Annotated in this window: 16 protein-coding genes and 4 tRNA genes; 8 read left to right on the forward strand and 12 right to left on the reverse strand. The window is 48.7% G+C overall.

The window, feature by feature from the left end:
* Positions 1–167: 167 nt before the first annotated feature.
* The 4 genes from RQP52_RS34780 to RQP52_RS34795 all read left to right on the forward strand — a co-directional run bounded on the left by RQP52_RS34780 (position 168) and on the right by RQP52_RS34795 (position 3,943).
* Entirely contained in the window at positions 168–1,124 is a 957-nt protein-coding gene (locus RQP52_RS34780; protein WP_315956037.1) for an AAA family ATPase, read from the forward strand.
* Positions 1,125–1,127: 3 nt separating this feature from the next.
* A complete protein-coding gene (locus RQP52_RS34785; protein WP_315956038.1) occupies positions 1,128–2,279 on the forward strand; it encodes a DUF58 domain-containing protein in 1,152 nt (383 codons plus the stop codon).
* Positions 2,242–3,624 (forward strand): DUF4129 domain-containing protein, encoded by a 1,383-nt coding sequence (locus RQP52_RS34790; protein WP_315956039.1) that lies wholly within the window; start codon positions 2,242–2,244, stop codon positions 3,622–3,624. Before RQP52_RS34785 ends, RQP52_RS34790 begins: the two co-directional genes overlap by 38 nt.
* A 148-nt stretch (positions 3,625–3,772) precedes the next feature.
* Positions 3,773–3,943 (forward strand): hypothetical protein, encoded by a 171-nt coding sequence (locus tag RQP52_RS34795; RefSeq protein ID WP_315956040.1) that lies wholly within the window; start codon positions 3,773–3,775, stop codon positions 3,941–3,943.
* 78 nt (positions 3,944–4,021) lie between these two features.
* On the opposite strand, the gene RQP52_RS34800 is transcribed toward RQP52_RS34795, so the two are convergent.
* Positions 4,022–4,288, reverse strand: a complete 267-nt coding sequence (locus RQP52_RS34800; protein ID WP_315956041.1) for a zinc ribbon domain-containing protein — start codon at positions 4,286–4,288, stop codon at positions 4,022–4,024.
* A gap of 180 nt (positions 4,289–4,468) precedes the next feature.
* Between RQP52_RS34800 and hprK the strand changes: the two genes are divergently transcribed.
* Positions 4,469–5,377 (forward strand): HPr(Ser) kinase/phosphatase, encoded by a 909-nt coding sequence (hprK, locus tag RQP52_RS34805; protein ID WP_181646654.1) that lies wholly within the window; start codon positions 4,469–4,471, stop codon positions 5,375–5,377.
* 63 nt (positions 5,378–5,440) lie between these two features.
* Positions 5,441–6,364, forward strand: coding sequence for a YusW family protein (locus tag RQP52_RS34810; RefSeq protein WP_315956042.1), 924 nt, complete (start codon positions 5,441–5,443; stop codon positions 6,362–6,364).
* A 322-nt stretch (positions 6,365–6,686) separates the two neighbouring features.
* Here the strand turns inward: RQP52_RS34810 and RQP52_RS34815 are convergent, their stop codons facing one another.
* The 6 genes from RQP52_RS34815 to RQP52_RS34840 all read right to left on the reverse strand — a co-directional run bounded on the left by RQP52_RS34815 (position 6,687) and on the right by RQP52_RS34840 (position 15,289).
* Positions 6,687–8,702, reverse strand: coding sequence for a transglycosylase domain-containing protein (locus RQP52_RS34815; protein WP_315956043.1), 2,016 nt, complete (start codon positions 8,700–8,702; stop codon positions 6,687–6,689).
* 138 nt (positions 8,703–8,840) lie between these two features.
* Positions 8,841–9,719, reverse strand: coding sequence for an aldo/keto reductase (locus RQP52_RS34820; RefSeq protein ID WP_315956044.1), 879 nt, complete (start codon positions 9,717–9,719; stop codon positions 8,841–8,843).
* Between the two features lie 138 nt (positions 9,720–9,857).
* A complete protein-coding gene (locus RQP52_RS34825; RefSeq protein ID WP_315956045.1) occupies positions 9,858–11,519 on the reverse strand; it encodes a thiamine pyrophosphate-binding protein in 1,662 nt (553 codons plus the stop codon).
* 5 nt (positions 11,520–11,524) lie between these two features.
* Entirely contained in the window at positions 11,525–13,285 is a 1,761-nt protein-coding gene (locus tag RQP52_RS34830; protein WP_315956046.1) for a sensor histidine kinase, read from the reverse strand.
* 60 nt (positions 13,286–13,345) lie between these two features.
* Positions 13,346–14,236 (reverse strand): GGDEF domain-containing response regulator, encoded by an 891-nt coding sequence (locus tag RQP52_RS34835; RefSeq protein WP_315956047.1) that lies wholly within the window; start codon positions 14,234–14,236, stop codon positions 13,346–13,348.
* A gap of 42 nt (positions 14,237–14,278) precedes the next feature.
* Positions 14,279–15,289 carry an HD-GYP domain-containing protein gene (locus tag RQP52_RS34840; RefSeq protein ID WP_315956048.1) on the reverse strand — a complete coding sequence of 337 codons (1,011 nt, stop codon included), beginning with the start codon at positions 15,287–15,289 and terminating at the stop codon, positions 14,279–14,281.
* A 393-nt stretch (positions 15,290–15,682) separates the two neighbouring features.
* On the opposite strand from RQP52_RS34840, the gene RQP52_RS34845 reads away from it, so the two are divergent.
* A complete protein-coding gene (locus RQP52_RS34845) occupies positions 15,683–16,255 on the forward strand; it encodes a DUF1697 domain-containing protein (protein ID WP_315956049.1) in 573 nt (190 codons plus the stop codon).
* 69 nt (positions 16,256–16,324) lie between these two features.
* Here RQP52_RS34845 and RQP52_RS34850 read toward each other — a convergent pair.
* From RQP52_RS34850 to RQP52_RS34860, 3 genes are all read right to left on the reverse strand, one after another.
* Positions 16,325–16,398 (reverse strand) — tRNA-Pro (locus tag RQP52_RS34850).
* A 27-nt stretch (positions 16,399–16,425) separates the two neighbouring features.
* A tRNA-Arg gene (locus tag RQP52_RS34855) sits at positions 16,426–16,502 on the reverse strand.
* Positions 16,503–16,510: 8 nt separating this feature from the next.
* Positions 16,511–16,585 (reverse strand) — tRNA-Gly (locus RQP52_RS34860).
* A 137-nt stretch (positions 16,586–16,722) separates the two neighbouring features.
* Here RQP52_RS34860 and RQP52_RS34865 point away from each other — a divergent pair.
* Positions 16,723–17,592: an AraC family transcriptional regulator gene (locus RQP52_RS34865; protein ID WP_315956050.1), complete on the forward strand. Its 870-nt coding sequence runs from the start codon at positions 16,723–16,725 to the stop codon at positions 17,590–17,592.
* 10 nt (positions 17,593–17,602) lie between these two features.
* Here RQP52_RS34865 and RQP52_RS34870 read toward each other — a convergent pair whose 3' ends face one another.
* Both RQP52_RS34870 and RQP52_RS34875 read right to left on the reverse strand, forming a co-directional pair.
* A complete protein-coding gene (locus tag RQP52_RS34870) occupies positions 17,603–18,310 on the reverse strand; it encodes a phytanoyl-CoA dioxygenase family protein (RefSeq protein ID WP_315956051.1) in 708 nt (235 codons plus the stop codon).
* A 168-nt stretch (positions 18,311–18,478) separates the two neighbouring features.
* Positions 18,479–18,558, reverse strand: a tRNA-Leu gene (locus RQP52_RS34875).
* Positions 18,559–18,600 lie beyond the last annotated feature (42 nt).

The raw sequence follows: 18,600 nt of genomic DNA on the forward strand, positions 1-18,600 counted from the left end.
CTATTTAACCATATTGTACTCACTGCCTATCGAATACACAACAGAATTAGCAAGCGATCAGGAAGTAATGGTAAAAATCACCTAGTGTCTGTTAAACTTAAGAAGACAATTCTTATGTCCCGATTTACATATTGTTCACCACATTAATGATTTGGGAGGAACAGCCGTTGGACTTCGCACGAATAGGACAAATCGCTACGCTCATCAAGGAAAATGTAGGTAGAGTCATTGTAGGAAAAGACGAGACGGTCGAGCTGATGGTTATCGCCCTCATCGCTTCCGGGCATGTGCTGCTTGAGGATGTGCCAGGTACCGGGAAAACGCAGCTCGCTAAAGCGCTGGCCCGCTCCTTGGACGGCACGATGAAGCGCATTCAGTTCACACCGGATCTCCTGCCTTCGGATGTTAGCGGCATTAACTTTTACAATCAAAAACTCGGCGAATTCGAATTCCGCCCAGGGCCGCTATTCGCTCACATCGTGCTCGCCGATGAAATTAACCGCGCGACGCCGCGCACCCAATCCGCCTTGCTGGAAAGCATGGAGGAGCGCCAAGTGAGCATCGACGGGGAAACGCGCGCGCTCGAAGCGCCTTTCCTCGTAATCGCCACGCAGAACCCCGTAGAGAATCAGGGGACGTTCCCGCTGCCGGAAGCGCAACTCGACCGCTTCCTGATGAAGCTCTCGCTTGGTTATCCGTCTGCGGCGGAGCAGGTACAGATTTTAAAGCGCTACCAACAGCAGGACCCGCTTGATCAGCTGCTGCCGGTTGTAGGGCGCGCTGAGCTGCTTGAAGCGCAGCGCTTGTTCGTGCAAGTGCGCTTCAGTGACGAGCTGCTACAGTACCTCGTGCAGCTCGCGGAAGCAACGCGCACGCATGCGGATGCCGCGCTTGGCGTCTCGCCGCGCGGCGTGCGCGCCTTGATGAAGGCGGCGCAGGTGTACGCGGCGCTGCGCGGCCGCGACTACGTGCTGCCGGACGACATCAAGGCGTTAGCCGGGCCCGTCTGGGCGCACCGCATCCTGCTGCGGACACGGTCGCGCCAGCAGGACCAGCAGGTGCAGACGCTGCTGGCGGGCATTCTTGCAGCAACGCCCGTGCCGACGGAAGTCAAGCTGAGGTAGCGGATGGGTATCTCCTGGATCCTGATCATCGCCGGCCTTGTCTATCTTGTCCAACACGCCATATTCAACCGTTGGGGCTTTCGCGGTCTTACGATTAAACGAACATTCAATACAGCACACTGCCATGCAGGTGATCGCATCGAAATGATCGAAACGATTCAGAACCGCAAGCTCGCTCCGGTTCCTTGGCTGCGCTTGGAGTCCACAATTCATGCCGGGCTTCATTTTGCCAAGCAAAGCAATCTGGCCGTAAGCAGCGGCGCGATGTTCCAGAATCATCGCAGTCTTTTCAGTCTGATGCCGTATACCCGGATCGTCAGACGCCATCAGGTATACTGCGCACAGCGTGGCTGGTATAAGCTTGAAACCGTATCCGCATCCATCGGGGATCTTGTCGGCATGCATGCGGCAACGAAAAGCCAGCGCACAGATTTGGAACTCCTTGTGTATCCGCGCTTGGTGAGCAGGGACGACATCCCGCTTCTATCCAGCCGCTGGCAAGGAGAAGTTACGGTGAAGCGCTGGATTATGCCCGATCCGTTCCTCGTCTCGGGTGTGCGCGAGTATCGTTACGGGGATACGATGAACAGCATTCATTGGAAAGCCACGGCCCGCAGCCAGAGACTGCAGGTCTACAATCGGGAGTTCACGGCAGACCCGAGGCTGCTCATCATCGTCAATACCCAAATAACCGCAACCATGTGGGACGCTGTTAGCGATCCGGAGCTGGTTGAGAAAGGCTTATCGTACGCCGCCACGTTGGCCGAATATGCGATTAGCCAAGGAATTCCTGTTGGCTTCGGCTATAACGGTTCTCTCGCCCAGCAGCCTGGTGTCCCGGTGCATATCTCTCCGGCCGGCGGTCACCCGCATTTGGAATACTTGTTCGAAACGATGGCGAAGCTGTCCATTTCCTACACCCGCTCCTGCAGTGATTTTCTGGATGAGAGCACTTTGCAGGAAGGGAGCGCCCTGGATATTATTCTGCTGACTGCTTTCGTATCCGATGCCATTGAAGATAGCATTCAGCGACTTGAAGCGCAGGGGCATACCGTCTTTATCGTTCCCTTGCAGCATGGGCTATTAACCCTTCATGAAAAGGAGGCGAGTCCATCCGATGTCAACACCGCTTCAGGGGCAAGCTCAGCAAGTTAATCCGACTAGGAGTACTTATCTTCGAGTCTTCGGAAATTCTCTTTTGTTCGCGGGGGCTGAACTTATCCTATTCTCACCCCTTGTCGTGACTACGCACCTTTATGTATCAGAGATATCACTCTGGCCGTTGATCGTGCAGTTCATGCTTGTTTTCGTTGCAGGCAGCTTATTGGGGCGCATAACATGGTTATCTCGCACGCTATATGAGCTTCTGGGATGTGCACTAGTCGGTTTTGCAGCAGCCTTCCTGTTCCAAGGGAACAACTGGCACAGTTGGATTTGTGCCGCTATCGGCATGCTGCTCGCCTATAGAGGTATTCGCTGCACGAAAGACGGCTGGCCTGCCATCTTCCCGGGAGCCTCGTTTGCAGTTGCAGGCGCCGTGTACTTCATCGGTGTTCCAATCATGGGACATCAAGCCTCCTTTCAACCTTACATGGGCTGGTTGAATGGACTAGGATTCGTCTCGCTCATCATCTTTTTCTTTGCTATGCAGCGAACAGGCTTGCTAACAGCGACACTCGCCAGCGATGAGCGGGCCGCCTCCTCCTCCTTGTCGGAGACCGTGAAGCGCTCGAGTCGGATTTGGTTAACGGTCTTAATTGCCGTTATCTTCGCCGTTGCCTATTTCCAGCAGCTTCGGCAAGGCATCGTTGCCGGTTTACGCGCTGCGATCGCATGGCTGATACGTCTCCTGCAGTCCGATCCTCCGCCGGAAGCGCCGCCGGAGCCCAGCGCGTCCGCACCGCCGCCGCTCCTGCCTCCGGCTGAAGCCAGAGAACCGAGCTGGCTGGACGCTTTGTTTCACTACATCCAGATCGTCTTCGGATATCTGATCGTTATCGCACTAATCGTTTTTGCCGTTTATTTGATTGTAACCAAGCTCCTGCCAGTGGTGAACGCCTTCTTAAAGCGTTTAATGAACCGTTCTCTCAGCAGCAAGCAAGATGGGGAATCCGAGGGCTTCATTGACGAAAAAGAAGCGCTTGTCGATTGGAAAGGACTTCCACGCCTATGGTGGAAGCAAGTGAGAAAAGGAAGAAACAAGGAGAGAAGCCAGGCGAGGAAATGGTCGCTTTTACCGAACAATCGAGAGCGCGTCCGCTATCTTTACCGCCTCTTGATCGAGCAGGCCGCTCAGGGCGGGTATAAGTATAAGGAAGCTCTGACTCCTAATGAAACGGAAAAAGACTTAAGCTTAGGCAAGCAGCTGTCTCCAGAAACAGTACATGCCATTACAACGGCCTATAATCAAGTTCGGTACGGTGAAAACGACATCTCCGACGCTAAGCTGGGTCAAGTGCTGCAATCGGTCGAGCCTAGCCTTCGCAATCACTTAAAATAGCCAAATCCACCTCATTTGTAAACCAAAAAGAGGCTGTGCAGCATTCAACGGCATGGCCTCTTTTACTTTTTTATGGAAAATCGTCACATTCCGTCTCTCCGCCGCATATGCATAATTGTTTGAATACAATTGATGAGGTGGTTTTGAGATGTTAGCATTAAAAACGAGCTGTGAAAGAGAAGAAGTCGTTCAAACTTTGTGTGACATGGGCTTGGATCAAATCGCAAGATGGATCATGGTATTGCCTGAAGACCGGTGGGAAGGTATGTTTCTCTCGACATGGCCTACGCTTGCGAAAAAATGCGGCTACAACAGGTAAGCTGCTTTTACATAAACATACGAAACGACCGACATGGCCTACGCTCTGTGCGCTTCTTGCATGGGGCGTCTTTTTTCGCTATTTGTTCGAGGACCATCTACGCAGCTTAGGGAAATTCCGTGTAAAAAGTACGGCTAGGAAACGGGGAAATCCGAACTCCACCATCTTTTGCTTCACGATCTCCTTCATCTGGTCTACCGTTAAATCAGGCTGCGTGAACTTGCCGTTTTGATAACAATGACTGCAATAAACCTTACTCTTCGCTCCCGATTTCTCTGTTCCACAGCCTTGTTCATCACGTGCCAGCGGCATCCCGCAGCTTTGGCAGTTTTTATAAGCCTCCATTTGACTTACCTCCATATTCGCTTTTTGCTTCTATCCTACCAATGCTGTTCCCGAAAGCAACGCATAATTTGACACATTTTGTACGAAAACGCCACATTCAAGCGCTTTCATAGCAGGAATATTGCAGGAAGTAAGCGAATGATAGGGGATTAGCATGAATTTATAAAGGAGGGACAGATTGTGAAGCCCGTCACAGTCAAAGATTTAGTCGAGCGCTTCTCGCTCGAAGTACTTGCCGGACACTCGGAACTGCACCGTCCGATTACCAAAACGAAGGCGCATCGCCCCGGCCTTGAGTTTGTCGGCTATTTCGAGTACTTCCCGCAAGAGCACGTACAGCTCTTAGGCCGGAAAGAAATTACTTACCTGCACAAACTCACCGAAACAGAAAGAAATCTGCATATCGGTAATATTGTCAAATATCATCCCCCTTGTTTTGTCGTCACGAGAAATCAGGAAGGCTTGAAATATTTAACGAAATATTGCGAAGAAGAACGTATTCCCCTTCTCCGTACAGCCGCAGCGACAAGTAAATTCCAGGATCTCGTTGATTTATATCTCAGCAAATCCTTGGCGCAGGAGATGGCGATTCACGGCGTCTGCGTCAACGTATCGGGGATCGGCATCTTGCTTCGTGGCAAATCCGGTGTTGGCAAAAGCGAAACTGCCCACACCTTGATTCGCCGAGGACACCGCCTCGTGGCCGATGATATCGTTGTGCTGAAGAAAATTAGCCCGGAGACTTTGCTGGGCACACACAACGGTAAAACGAAGGAATTCCTTGCGCTGCGCAGCATCGGGCTTATTAACGTGTCGCGTCTCTACGGTCGCAAGGCGTTTCAAGATGAAACACGGATCGTACTCGACATCGAGCTGACCAAGTGGCAGGAGCATGCGCTCAATAACGATTTGGAGCTTGAGCCTGCTTTCACGGAATATATGGACATCCGAATTCCGCATATTGAAATCCAGCTGCAGCCTGGACGCGACGTTGCCGGACTTGTTGAGGCTGCGGCGAACAGCTGGTATTTGCGTCAGCAGGGATACAGTGCAGCTGAAGAATTCATGCAGCGTCTGCAAAGCGACTAATAGCCCTAAGACCGTCCCAAAACACCACCCTATGCCGAAAGGTGTTAGTGGAGGTGTTTTCTTATGCGCAAAAGATTACCATTTATTGTTATTTCTATTACGCTGGTGGCTTTGTTGGTTTGCGGGTGGACAGCCTATGCATCAACTTCACCTAACTCAGCCATTTCTACTTCAGTCAACGGCACATTCAAATCTGCTAGTTCGGAGGCCGTCACTGTCACTACAGCTACTGGGGACCAAACGGTACCCTTAGCGAAATCTGTGTGGGTTTTCAAAAATGATCAAAAAGCTCAGCTTGCCGACTTACACACAGGGGATCAGATCGAGTTAATCCTCAATAGCAAGCAGCAGGCTGCCTATGTCAAAGCATCATCTTCCGTTACAAATGAGCCCACGCCGTCCCCGGCTGCTTCTGCTGCTCCGGTTGTGCCGACACAGAGTCCTGCTGCAACGGTTGTTCCGACGCAGACACCGACACCTACGTCGGCTGCTCCAACACCGGAGTCCAGCACGAAGCCAGCCACGGCGGATAAAGTTAATTATCCAGACCTGCAAGGCTTTGATCTGAATGTTGACGGCAAGCATTTTAAGCTGCATATCGGGCAATCCAAGGATGATAAAGGAACGACGTATGATCTAAGCGTTAAGCCTGAAGATTCCGGTATGATTCACCTCAAAGGGGAGGAAGCTGCCCAGTGGATTCAGAATCTGCTTGCTTCGATCGATCTCAAATCATCCGATGCTGAGCAGAAAATTGCAGGGCTGCTTGCCCAGCACTATAACTTGGACGCAAACAAATTGAATGTCCATATGAAAACTAAATGGCAGCAGCCTCAACAGCCGCAGCAGGTTCAGAAGAAACCTGGCGATGATCATGACGACAAGCGCAAAGATGAGCCTAATGGCGGGCCAAAAGCTAAAGACGATCACAAAGATGAGCGTAAAAATAAGGATAAGCCACGTGGCAACAGCCAGCACGACGAATAATTAAGAAAGCCGCCAGTCTCTATGAGAACTGGCGGCTTTTTTGCTATGAAACTTCGTAGCGCTTAGCTGAAGCGTTCGAGCGCTGTGTCTCGAATCGAGTAGATGGAAAAACTACCACTAATCTTCGCTGCTCAGTGGCAGGAGAAGAAATAGCGGTAGTTGCTCCATCTAATCGCCAGCAGCTAGGCCTATTCTGCTAGATCTGGCGGAATTAGCGGTAGAAACTGCAGTTACTTCGCCGCCAAAAATGGATGAATCGCGAAAAATAGCGGGAGGAACCGGCGTTACCGTCGATACTAATACGAAGCAGCGAGCATCTCTGCTAATCCTTCCCTTTTCCATGCCCGTGCTCTTTACCCGGTCCTTTATCCGGCTTCTTATCCGGTCCTTTACCCGGCCCCTTATCGGGCCCTTTGCCGGACTCCTTCTCCGGATTATCCGCCGGTTCCTCCGCCCCCACAACAGGCATATCAAACAGAACAACAGGAGCTTGAGCCAGCGCTCGACCCATCATCTCACGAAATAAAACAGCCGGCACGGCCCCGCCGGAAGTCGTTAAATAATGGGTTTTGTCCGTACGGTCATAACCGACCCAAATGGCCGCCGTCAGCTCTGGTGTGTACCCCACGAACCAGGCGTCCTTAGCGCTGCCGCTGCTTATCCCCTCGAACTCCTTCGTCTGCGGCAGCTGCGTGGTACCCGATTTCCCGGCAACAGGGCGGTTCATCGCGGCATTTTTCCCTGTCCCTTCCCTTACAGCGACTTGGAGCATCGATGTCATGGCATAAGCTGTCTCAGGCTTCATGACCTGTACACTCTGTGGTGCAGCTTGTATGAGCAAATGACCTGAGCTAGTCTCTATTTTCGTAATGGTGTGCGCTTCGTGATAATTCCCTTTAGCGGCGAACGCACTGAAGCCCTGTGCCATTTGGAGCGGTGAGACCCCCTCCGACAGTCCGCCCAACGCGATGCTGAGCTGACGGTCTTGAGCGGGCAGCGTGATGCCCAGCGACTTGGCAAATTGCAGTCCGTGATCAATGCCGATTTCATGCAACAGCCACACGGCCGGCACGTTCCAGGAAGACACGACCGCCTCCTGCATCGTCACCTGCCCTCGCGATTGATGATCCCAGTCTTGAGGCTGATACCCATCAATGTTGAGTGGCCCATCAAATAGCGTGGAATATGGCTGATACCCTTGCTCCAGCGCAGGACCGTAAACGACAATTGGCTTAAAAGTCGATCCCGGCTGCCGCTTCAGCTGCGTAGCATGACTGAAACCTCGGAAGACGCTTTCTCCCCGTCCCCCTGCCAAAGCGCGGATACCGCCAGTCCGCTGGTCTACTATGACCGCGCCGCTCTGGATAAGCTGATCCGGCTTGCTTTCGGGAAAGAGACTGTCGTCCTTATAAACTTCTGTTACAGCGTTTTGCACGGTAGGATCCAGCTCTGTTGTAATGCGTAAGCCGCCGGTTAGCAGTTGCTCTTCTGTGAAACCGTATAGGCGAACGGCTTCACTAATGACCGCATCGACATAAGCGGGATATTTGCCTTTCAGATCATTGCTTTTATCCGACTTCATAACACCGATCGGTGCCGCCTTTGCACTTTCGTACGCCTGAGGCGTAATCTTGCCTTCATCGCGCATTAATACCAGCACCGTGTTCCTGCGTTCAAGTGCGTGCGCTTCATCCTGAAAAGGTGAGTACAGGCTCGGCGCCTTCGGCAGCGCGGCAAGCACCGCTGCTTCCGGCAGCGTTAAGTCTTGTACATTTTTATTAAAATAGGTCCTAGACGCCCCTTGAACGCCCCAACTGCCTTCCCCAAAATAAATACTGTTCAAATACATCTCCAGAATTTCGTCTTTGCTGTAGGTCGTATCAATTTTGATTGCGTACGCTGCCTCGCGTAATTTTCTCCCCAGGGTTTTGTCGGCATTGAGAAAAAGATTCCGCGCCAGCTGCTGAGTAATCGTACTTGCACCCTCCGAATAGCTGCCTCGCACCACATCGCGGGCTACTGCGCGGAAAATAGACTGAAGATCAATGCCGGTATGCTCATAAAATCTCCGATCCTCCACAGCCACAACGGCATCCGTGAGTACCTTGGGCATCTGCGCTATCGGTACCGGGTCGATCTTTGAAGCAGACAGCTGCGCCGCCGGTTTGCCGTTTTTATCAAGCACGAGCGTAGCCTCGGGCAGCGGCTGATTTAATTTCGAAACATCGAGCCCGCGAATGTATGAATAACAAGCTGCGAATACGGCTACGCCGCCAACCATCAGCGTAGCTAGGCTTATTAGCCAGAACCTTTTGCTTGTCCACAATCGTTTAATCATCTTACCTTCCCCCTTATGTTCGCTATAGATATTCGTCCTCTGTCCAGAGTTAGCGACGCATAAGTGAGTCCAATTCATGTCAATTTTGAGTAACAAAAAAACGCGCCCTCCCCTTACGGAGAAAACGCGTTTATTTACTCATGCGATCGAGGTCGGCGCTCCAAAAACAGAGGTATACCCGCTAATCCCGCTCAGGATCCGCTCAGCCTCTTCATCCTTCATGGCACCGTAACGTTCGACGGCGTCCACGATTTTCGGGAACAAATGAACGTCCCCTGCGCTAGCGAACCCGCAAATGCCAGGGAACGATAGCACAAAATGCACACATGCATCAATCACCTGCTGCTGATCAAACGGCTCGTACCACGTCGCATAAGGACGCTCCTGCCCTTCAGCCCACGGCGCCTTCGCGATGGCTTTAATGACCCGCACCGCCACCTGCTGCTTGCCCGCCTCTTCCATCAATGCATCGAAAGCCTCGCGGTACTCCGGCAAGCTGTACATATAATAATTCAGCGGAAGCAGCACCGTAGCGAAGGGGAATCTATGTAACGCTTCCAAATGAACTTTAGGCGCATCATGCCCATGTCCCGTAATGCCAATTTCCTTCACGATGCCCTCGGCCTTCGCTTCCAAAGCCGCTTCCAAGGCACCGCCCTTTTCTGTGCAGCGGTCCAGCTCTTCCATCGAGCCCACGGCATGCAGCTGAAGCAAGTCAACGGAATCCACTTTCATTCGTTCCAAAGAACGATAAATCTCTTCCTTCGCTTCCTTTTTCGATCTTTGCCCTGTTTTCGTAGCTAGAAAAATATCTCCGCGCACTTGGCTGATGGTAGGCCCCATGCGTAACTCAGCATCGCCATAACTGGCGGCTGTATCGAAATGGTTCACCCCATGCTGCAGGGCATAAGCAATTGACGCATCCGCTTCCTCCTGCTTGACATTGCCGAGACTTGCGGCTCCAAACATAACGACTGAGCTTTCGTAATTCAAACGACCTATGGTACGTTTCAACATGGATGAAGCGCCCCTTCCTTAGTGTTCTTGCTCCCTATAACCATATCATTTCCAGAACCAAGAATACAATCTCCTTCCTCACATAGGCAAAAAAGCTCTCGGATGCAAGCAACCAAGAGCTTCAATCAGCAATGCCAATTAATATGTGCCTCCTTGCAGAAACTTCACTCTCTCTCCCATAGGAGGAATTTCGTTCCCGTCCACGATCACTTCTACAACAACCGGCTCCCCATTGGATAACCACTCATTTATATGTTCACTCTGCAATTGATCTAGTGATGTAATCTCAGCATGGCGCAGTCCAAGGGATCTCGCAATTCCTGCGATACTTACGCGCTCTTGTGAGAAATCATCAAGGCACCGTTTGTACTGCAGCATGTGTCCATGATAGACCATTCCCAAGCGGGCATTATTGATGACGACAAAAAGAATCGGAAGCTGATACTCTTTCGCAGTCAGCACCTCTAAACCATGCATGAAGAAGCAGCCGTCACCTGTTATGCAAATCGTTGGCCTGCTCGGCTCGGCTAGCTGAGCACCGATAACTCCGCCCAGTCCGGAGCCCATGCCTCCGAAATTAATGTCGATATCGAACGCTTGGCCGCTTTCGATCAACACATTTTGAATCGAGTATGTCATGAATTCCCCGATATCCAGAAAGAACCGGGCATGCTTCGGTGCTGCAGCACTTAGTCCGCGGATGGCAGACCGTGTATTCCACTTCTCCTCGCCAGGTTCGGCTGCCGCTGCAGCCTCTGCCAAACCAGCGAAAGCATCGCTGACAGCTGCTTCATCCTTCTGTCCATCTGCGGACAGCTGTTCAAGCAGCTCCGCGATAACCAACTTGATTTCGCCATGCACCGGGTAATGAGTCTCATAGACTTTTCCAAGCTCATTAGCGTCATAATCGATGTGAATCAGCTCACGGCCTGCAACCAAACGCGGCTCCCAGTTGCTTGTCGCCAGCTCGCCAAGGCTTGACCCAATGATCAGCAGCACTTCGTGGTTGCCGCCATTCAAATACTCGCTTGCCTTCCAGTTAGCCGAAAGGCCATATCCCCCTAGGGACAGCGGGTGATTCTCAGGGAACGCTCCCTTACCGCGAGGTGTGGTCGCAACGCCCCAACCCAACGTTTCAGCAAATTGCACGATGCTGTCCGATGCTGTTTTTGCTCCATTTCCGAGCAAAATAGCTCCCTTGGAGCCTGCAGCCTTTATTCGCTGTGCAGCAGCTTGGGCAGCCGCCAAATCTATAACGGGCTGCTCCACGGGAGGCAGCACCGGAAGTTCTCTTTCCCCGATATCCTTCATCTGGATATCGATCGGAATCGCAAGATGAACTGGACCCGGCACACCGCTAATCGCTGTATGATAAGCTTCTGCTAGAATCTCCGGCAGTTCGTGTGGATCGAGCACCGTGCGGCTCATCTTCGTGATCGAAGCAAAGATCGGCTCCGCATACAACTCTTGCGCGCCTCCCTTGTTCAGCTTGGTCGATGGAACCGAGCCCGTTATGAAAATAACGGGCAGTTTCTGTTTCCAAGCATTCGCAGCCGGCGTTACCAGATTCGTCGCTCCTGGACCGCTGGAAGCTACGCATAGTGACGGAATACCGGTAATTCTCGTATAAGAACCTGCCATATAACCGGAGCTGTTCTCATGCTTGGCTACAATCGGCTTCAACTCCGGGATATCCAGAAGGGCGTCATAAATAGCATTGATTGAACCCGCCGGAATACCGAATACATACTTCACTCCTTGCTGCACAAGAAATCTCAACCCTACTTCAATCGCCCGCATCTTCGTTACTCCTTTCCAATAGGTAATGTAAATTTAAATGCCGATCCTTGGCCCTCACTGCTTTCGAACCAAATGCGGCCGCCGTGTAGCTCAATCAGTTGCTTCGAAATCGCAAGACCGAGGCCTGTCCCATTGATTTGATTATTCGCCTGATAGAACTTGGTAAAGATATTTTTCTGCTTTTCAAAAGGAATCCCGATCCCGTTATCCTGCACCTCAACCGTGAGCAAGCTATCCTCGAATTTCGTTTTTATCGTAATTACACCCAGTGGAGGCGTAAATTTGATCGCATTGGAAAGTAAATTAAGCAGAATTTGCAGAATGCGTTGCTTATCAACTCGGACGACGGTATCCTTATCCACTTCGGTTTCAACAACCAGAATCAATTTCTTTTTATTAATAAGCGATTGTACGATATGGACCGATTCCTTAACAATTTCATTGAAATCCGCTTCGGTATAGAGGAGCTCAAACTTTCCATTTTCCATTTTGGCAAAATCGAGCAGTTCATTCACTTGATCAAGCAATCGGTCGATGGATTTAGCTGCAATATCCAGCAAATCCTTCTGGGAATCGTTGAGATCGCCAAGAATACCTTTTCCAAGAATATCAACGGATCCTTTAACCGCTGTAATCGGCGTACGCAGCTCATGAGAGAGTGTCGCGATGAAATCGCTTTTGAGCTCGTTCAAATGCTCCAATTCCCGCACAAGACCCTCTAACTTGAAGTTAGCTTGCTGCAGCTCTATGGAGCGCTCGTGCACGGAATGATCCAGTGTTTCGGTATGCTGCGCATTGGATAACGCCGTTGCCGTCGCATCCGAAATGGATTGGCAGAACTCCAGAATGCTAGCTTCATACTTGCGCTGCTTTCCGATAGACGGTATCGCCACGACACCGTACACAGAGCCTTTGGCAACAAGCGGGAATACCATGATACTTTTGATGTCAAAAGAAACGAACGCTTTATGATTAGGCCGTGGATCTGCATAAACATCCTCGATGGCTGCCGCTTTTTTCTCCGTGATGACTTCATACAACAGCCGGTCGTTTTCGATCGTTAATTTGACCTCGCGATGTTTCACCTTCCATTCATCCATCGTCACGTTCTCTGAGGACAACTGATAAGGCTCAATCGTATGTTCTTTTTCATTGTATAAATGAATTCCGATATCTTTCGATCCGCTTGCTTTGCGCATATAGTAGAAAAACGTGTTCAGTACATCTTTGACGGATAACGATTCGGACAATGCTTTCGTCGCATCAAGAAGAAGCTGCTGCTTCTCCATAAGCAGTTGACGCTGCTCAAACATCCGGATATTGCGAATGGCGACACTGGCCATGTTAACAAAGGCTTCTGTGACTTCCATCTGCTCTGGAGTAATATTCATTGGTTTACCGAAATCATGAACGAAGACTAAACCAAATACCTCATTATCGACGATGACCGGAATACCGAGGATGGATTTAATTTTCAGCAATTGTCTTTTGGACTGATCCAAACGCAGATCTATACTGGTATCAGAAATGTAGTCACTGGATTGATTTCGTAAAATATCTCTTACAAATTCATCCTCTTTCGGATCAATTAACAATTCCGTGATATCAACAGGTAATTTATTGCCTTTATATCCTTTGAACGTACCATCGGGCTGCTTCAGGAAAAAACCAACCAAATCTGCTTGCGTAATCTCGCCGGCGATCGCATCTACGAAAACCTGCAAAATTTCCGACAGCTCAAACTGTGAATTTATAACTTTTGTCATTTGAAACAATTTCTGAAAACTCATAAGCTCCATGACCATGCTTTCCTCATTCTCCTTTGTCTAACGAATCTTTATTTGATGTCTTCCACTGTTTTTGGCTCCGAGTAGTGCGGCATCCGCTTGTGTAATAATTTGCTCAAAACAGGTCGGATCGAAATTATTGGTTAATCCAATACTTACGGAAAACTCTTTCATCTTATTAGGTGCCAAGCTAACTTTTAAACTATCTACATCCTTAATAATGCTATTGGCTATTTCAACACAATTCGCTTCATTATGGAGCAGAACTAAATATTCATCTCCGCCATAACGAAACGCTAAATCGTGATCGCTTGAAACCTTAGACTGTATGATTGCAGCAACTTCCCTCAATACTTGATCGCCAACCAAATGGCCGAAATTATCGTTTATATCTTTAAAATAGTCCATATCCACCATCATAGCAGCCTGGAATTTCTTAGTTCCCTCACTGATCATCCGGATCGTAATATCTAAATAAGCTCGATTATATAGGCCGGTTAATGCGTCTACGTAGACCAACTTGGCCAGTTGTTTATTGTCTTTCTTCAAGTTCTTAATCTTGGCTTTTTGATGGAGGGCGATCTCAACTTTCCGTTCCAGCACATCCAGATCAAAAGGCTTTGTTAAATAATCAACCGCTCCTAGGCGCAATCCTTGTAAAATGTCTTCTTTCTGCGCATTGGCCGATAAGAAAATAATGGGTGTATCAAATTCAGGTTCCGAAATCAAACTTTTACATATTTCAAACCCTGTAATTTCCGGCATCATCACATCGAGCAAAATTAGATCAGGCATCACTTCTTTGACCATCGCCTGCGCTTCTGTACCATCTTCAACAGTAAAAATTTCATAATGTAACGAATTCAAAAATATACGCAGTATATTTAAGTTATGAGGTTCATCATCGATGATAAGAATACGACCGCTCATTCATTTATCCCATCTTTCATTACGATAATAGTTTTGAGTCCACTAACCATTCATTTGCATTTGCTCATCGATGATGCTTAAGAAAATCCGTACTAATTTCTCGTCAAATTGTTTGCCCGCATGAGTAAGCAGCTGTTCTCTTACCTCATGAACGTGGAGCGAGTTCCGGTAAACTCTCGTGGATGTCATCGCATCGAACGCATCGGCGATACTTACAATCCGTACCAGATAAGGGATGTCCGATCCGCTCAATTGATCTGGGTAGCCCCGTCCATCCATCCGCTCGTGATGCCACCTTACCATCGGTAATAGATGTTCTACATCCTGCAGTTCCTTCAGCAATTCAAACCCAATCACAGGATGTTGGCGTATGACATTAAACTCTTCGTCCGTTAAACGGCCGGGCTTCATGAGAATATGATCGGGAATAGCTAATTTCCCTACATCGTGAAGCAAAGCGCCCAGCTTCAAAGTTTCCAACTCGGTTTCGCTGACGCCGGCCTTCGCACCAAGCAGCGTAGAATAGAAAGCAACATTATAGCAATGATCAACTGTAAAACTGTCTTTCACTCTTAATGTATTAAAGAGGCTTTCGTAAGCCTGCTGCTTTAGCACTTGCTTGCGGAATTGAATCTTTTTAATCAACTGCTCCATATGTAATTTAATGAGATTGCATAACTGCAATTGATCGTCTTTCAGCTGAGTATCCGAAGGAAATGAGAATAGTAGGGCACCGTACGAAGGGCCGTGCTTTATGTGGAATCCATAAATACATTCGTATCTGGATTTTAGAAGGTGATCTCGAAGCATCCCATCTGCCTCATAAACCGACAAACGTGAACCTTCTGGCATTTGGGAAAAAAATTGTGTTTGAAGGACTATGTACTTTAGCTGCTCCATGACTGCTGTACTAATATTTACGGAATAAGAAGCTGGGGTAATCTGATGTTTCTCATCCATTAGAAAAAGAGAGATATGTTCACAGCCTATTGATTTTTTGGCGATATCATTCAATTGGCCGATCGATTCGAAGATGGAATCAGAATTTATCACATTCTTGAAAAACAATGAATTCTGCATAGATGTTACCTCTTATTCTTCTCAAGTAGACTGCCCCGACATTTTAATTAGTACTAGTTCTTCTTGTTAAGGAGAATCTCCTCTATTATAAATAATTTTTTCCATAATTTTAATATTTTTTTACTTAAATAGTTATAATTTCACACATGATGAGTGTTTGTACGAGAGACATTCGTCGATTTGTGTCAAAGTAAATAGGGGGCCTTTTCGCAAACCGGACGGGGCTTTCGACACATGATGACACTCCCCTCCATGATCTAGTGTGTAACAGCACTTTTTTATGGTAAAGTATGGATATAAAGGAAATGGCGCTAACGTCTAATATGATGTATATTTCATGTATATTAAAAGAGAGAAGTGAATGGGATGGCGATCTATATCGCGTTATTGCGTGGCATTAACGTAGGTGGAAAAAATATTATCAAAATGGCTGAACTTCGAAAAACCTTGGAGCAAATAGGGCTGCTTCGTGTTCAGACCTATATTCAGAGCGGAAATGTTTTGTTCGAAGCGGATGCGGATGAAGAATCGCTGCGCAAGCGGATCGAGAGTGAGATTGACAGCGTCTTTCATATCTCTTTAGCCGTGATTTTGAGAACTGCGGAGGAACTGAATCTCACAGCCGCAAATTGCCCGTACACTGCGGACGAAATCTCCGAAGCGGAGTCTATGTCCGATGCCGAAAGCCTTTACGTAGCCTTCCTGCCTAAGGAACCGTCCAAAGAAAGCTTAGCTCGTCTTGAAGTGTTCCAAACAGAGAATGATCAGCTGCGAGCAAAAGGAAGAGAACTCTATCTGCTGTACCGACACAGCGTTCTAAAATCCAAGCTGGCCAATAACCTGCCGAAGCTCGATGTTCCTGCTACCGTGCGCAATTGGAAAACGCTAAGTAAGCTTGTTGCCTTAGCCAATGAGATGGCTGCTTCCTCGCAACGATAACTTAGAAAACATAAAAAGAAGCATAATCTCCCAGTCTATCTACTGATCGATTATACTTCTTTTGTTTGATCGGGACGACACGATTTGAACATGCGACCCCCTGCTCCCAAAGCAGGTGCTCTACCAAGCTGAGCTACGTCCCGATACTGCTATGTATGTTAGATGAAAAATGGCGCGCCCTGAGAGATTCGAACTCCCGACCTTTTGATTCGTAGTCAAATACTCTATCCAGCTGAGCTAAGGGCGCTTAAAATATGGAGCGGAAGACGGGGATCGAACCCGCGACCCTCGCCTTGGCAAGGCGATGCTCTACCGCTGAGCCACTTCCGCAAGTAGGTGTTTCATGCCGCTTCTTTGAAAGCGACAAGTAGTAATATAACAGGATTCTTTACAAAAAGCAAATAATTTGTTTAATTATTTATCGCCAGTTTTTACCTGTCTCTTTTAATGCCGAAAGGAGGGAAGATATGGCTGCATCGTTTTTTGATCAGAACGTCAAAGTCGCACAAGGTATCGTCTTTGAAGAAAAGCTGGCTGTATACACGGAGCATGAATTTCATATGCATACCGCGCTGGAAGTCAGTATAGCACTTGATAGTACAATGAAATATCCGATTGGCGACGAGTGGTATTATGCCGATCCTGGCGATATCCTTTTGCTGCGTCCGTTCGAACCGCACTGGAACTTAACTCGGGAGGAAGGGAAACCTAGCCGTTGGATCATGCTTCTCTTCTCACCCGATTACGTTGCTTTCATTCCAGACGGATACAGCTTGCTAGTCCCTTTTTATACGATGAATACGTCCCAGGTAATCCCCGCAGCATCGCCTTATGCACAGTCGATCATGCGGCTTGCTTTGGAAGCCCTGGAGGAGCAGAAACAAGATCAGCCAGGCTGGGAGCTCCAGCAGATGACGTTATTCATTCAAATCCTTGTCCAAATTCAGAGATACTACCATTCGTTAGAGCAATCGTTCGCGGCTCCCTCCCTATCTGGCGTCATAGCAGCCATAGAGCATCTCATCACCCACTGGTCTGAAGAAGTGGACGTAGATTTGCTTATCCAAAGGTCAGACCTAAAGAAGACCTGGTTCTATACCAAATTCAGAGAATTGACAGGCTCTTCTCCTAATGAATTTATCATTCGGCTTCGCCTTCAGTATGCAGCTCATATGCTGATGCATACACATGAAACCATCACAGATATTGCCCTCGCCTGCGGCTTCAGCACCCCTAGTTACTTCAACAAAGTGTTCAAAGAACATCGGGGAATGACACCAAGTGTATACCGCAGACAGGCAGCAACATCAAACAGTATCACGGCTAAGGGTGATTAAAAAGTTGAAGTTATCCTTTGGCGTACCCGGACAAAAGGACACGGTCATCTAGCCGTTTGCCCGACTGGGCGTACCGGCAGCTTGCCGCCGCGACTTGGAAGGCATATGCGCGTCTAGGCTTATCCGTGTGATTCTTCTTGCTGTGGTGCAGCGTCTCACGATGGAAGAACACCGCATCGCCAGCGGCTAATGGCGGACAAGGCATACCATTCTCCGGCTCTGCAGCGCGCTTGTGACCAGGCTCTGTATTGATATTGGGCTGTCGCCCGAGTAAATGTGAACCTGGGGCCAGCCATAGGCCTGCGTTCTGCTGACTGATATCATCAAGTGCAATAAAACCATTGAGCATATGCCCCAGAATATGTGTGTATTGATTATCTTGATGCCATTCCAATCCGTTCCCGTGGGGAGCTACGACCGCGTACATCCCCATCCACAGTTTGACTTGATCCCCTAGGATTTGCTCTAAAAAACTTACAATATCCGGACTCGTCAAAAAGCTCGTGGTCTCGGGGTATAATTCCTGCTCCGCGGCGATATCGATGATGGCTTTACTTTTCCATTCGCCTGTCCCTTTTTCGTTAGCAAAGGCAGCATTCTCCTCATTGATCGCATCTACCGTTTCCTTTGCAAGAAAGCCTGGAGCATAAAAGAATCCTTCGCGATAAAATTGCTCGACCATCTCCTGCGTCAATACAAACCTTGTGACTTGTGTCATATGCCTCAACCTCCTTAGTGGATATGACTTTATTGTAAATGAGAAAACTCTTCATTACTTCCAATCGACGAGGCGATTACTAGCAATTTTGTTCACTTATCTACACAAAGAACGTACAAAAAGCAAAAAGGATTAAGTTAGTGATAACTTAATCCTTTTTGCTAGGTATGCGCGTAGAGGGACTTGAACCCCCACGGTCGCCCGCTAGATCCTAAGTCTAGTGCGTCTGCCAATTCCGCCATACGCGCATGCTGTAAATAAGGCAAATGGTGAGTCATGTAGGATTCGAA

Origin of the sequence: Paenibacillus violae, from assembly GCF_032461945.1 — a bacterium.
Classification (GTDB): Bacteria; Bacillota; Bacilli; order Paenibacillales; family NBRC-103111; genus Paenibacillus_E; species Paenibacillus_E violae.